A 2,092-nucleotide genomic window follows, 5' to 3' on the forward strand; every position below is an offset into this window, starting at 1 on the left:
ATTAGGATTAATATAACTTGATATTGACTGCATTGTCTCAATCTCCTTCGTTTATTCTAAATTCTCTTTTCCTTCTATGTCCAAATAACTAAGCCTTATTTATACTTACTATTTGCATTTGGCAAATTAAGATATGTATCCATACTTTTCGTCCAAAGCAACGATAAGTCAAACTTTCCCAATTTGTTTAAATCTTCTATGCTTTTTTTGAACATTGCGATAAAATCTCTTCTGTCGTTAAGTCCCATATTACCAGCTTCAAGCGGCAGAGACGTGAAACCTCCCTGCTTTTCCACTTTGTAATGTGCCTCCAATGCACGCATTTCGACTACTGTAGCATTTGATGGATTAACGTCATTGATATAAATTCTTTGCTCAAACTCTTTCCCGTTTTCATCCACACCTTTCGCTAACACCACAGGATTTTCATCCGTCAAATCATCCGCATATTTAAGACAATAAGAAAGACCTGTTCCATTACCTCCCGTCCACAACATATTATCTGTTGTGAATATCTGATATACCTTTGGTGTTTCTGCCGTATAAAATGTCTTTTCCGCAGATGCAGGTGCTTTCATATAATTACTTTTTTGTTGACCGTACAATGAAGATACGGTATTCAGACCAGAACCAATATACATATTTCTGTTCCTCCAATCAGCTCAAAATTTTCTCTATATGCCAGTCCAGTTTCTGCCTCAACTTTTTTGGATAAAAGTGTTTTCAACACCTAATCCCATATTAACTTTCCACGGTTCTTCTGTCAGTCGGAACCGCACCTGCTCTCTCCTATGGAGTCCAAGCTTACTTTTTCTACTATATTCAAATAACTAAGCCCTATTTATGCTTACTGCTTGCATTTAGATAAGTATTCATATTTCGCATATAAAACATCTGCAAATCATACCTTCCTAATTTATTCATATCCTGTATAACCTTTTCAAAGCTGGATATAAGGTCGCATCTGTCATTTAATCCCATACACCCAGTTTCTTGCGGAAAAGAACTGAGACTATTCCCCTTGTCGACGTTATAATATGCCTCCAAAGCACTCATTTCAACATAAGAAGCATTTCTCAAATTAATATCATTAATGTTAATCTTTTCTTCAAATTCTTTTCCATTTTCGTCAACTCCTTTGGCTATCACTACAGGATTATCCTCTGTTGACTCTTCTGCGTATTTAATATAAAACGAAAGACCTGTTCCATTTCCACCTGAAAACAACATATCATCCGTCTTTAAATACACCTTCACTGATGTCTGAGAAAATGCCTCATTTTCGGCAACATATGTTTTGCTATTATTTTGCTGCTTTCCAAATACTTCCGATGCACTTTGCACTCCCGAACCAATACGCATTTAATTACCTCCTTCTGATGTTGTATCATAATACTTTCCTGAAACTGTACTCATACATATCCGAATACATGTTATCATGGGGTTGGGGCGTCAGCCTTCTGTCCAATGCCGCCATATCCACCGTAAAACCGCTGTCTGCCACAGAGAAAGCGCCATTGCTGAATTGAAACTCCGAAGTAAAATCGGGAATCCCCAGATCACCGCTTGTCCTGTTATGTCCTATAATATTTATCAATGCATCCTTTATCCGCTCTATCTTGGCATTGTCTTTTGTTTTGTTGATCAGATTAGCGGCTTTTTCCGGCAACCCGCCAATTTTTCCGTCCGGTGTCAGATAAAAGTTCTCCAGAGAAATATCTTCTCCCGTAACCCCTTTTAAGTAACGCCTGACTTCCTGCACATCCGTGGCATACTGGTAGGTATTGGACGACAGATTTCCCACACTGTCAGCAATTCCTGTGTAATACTGATACATCCGGTCACTGTACTTTTCCTCTACCAGTTTCTGAACCTGCTCCCGGACTTCCTTATCTTCGATACCGCTCACTGTTACATTCCCATTGCTTTCAATCTTTATCTGCATTCCCTCCAGCTCATCACGTGAGATACCTTTGCTTTCCAGATCCTTTACAAAATCCTCGGAAAAATCATGTTTCAGTTCCGCCTTCTGCTGTGCTTTCTCAAAATCTTTCAGGTTGGCAAAAATTTTCACATACTCCATTTCCACATC

At 38.7% G+C, this 2,092-nt stretch carries 2 protein-coding genes and 1 pseudogene; all 3 read right to left on the bottom strand.

Features of this window, described 5'->3' with window-relative positions:
- Positions 1–95: 95 nt before the first annotated feature.
- Positions 96–641, bottom strand: a complete 546-nt coding sequence (locus DV740_RS14080; RefSeq protein WP_117699276.1) for a hypothetical protein — start codon at positions 639–641, stop codon at positions 96–98.
- 196 nt (positions 642–837) lie between these two features.
- Entirely contained in the window at positions 838–1,362 is a 525-nt protein-coding gene (locus DV740_RS14085) for a hypothetical protein (RefSeq protein ID WP_118088395.1), read from the bottom strand.
- Positions 1,363–1,387: 25 nt separating this feature from the next.
- Positions 1,388–2,092: pseudogene (locus tag DV740_RS14090) on the bottom strand (hypothetical protein); the annotation flags it as partial.

This window comes from Roseburia sp. AF02-12 (assembly GCF_003461765.1).
Lineage (GTDB): Bacteria > Bacillota > Clostridia > Lachnospirales > Lachnospiraceae > Roseburia_C > Roseburia_C amylophila.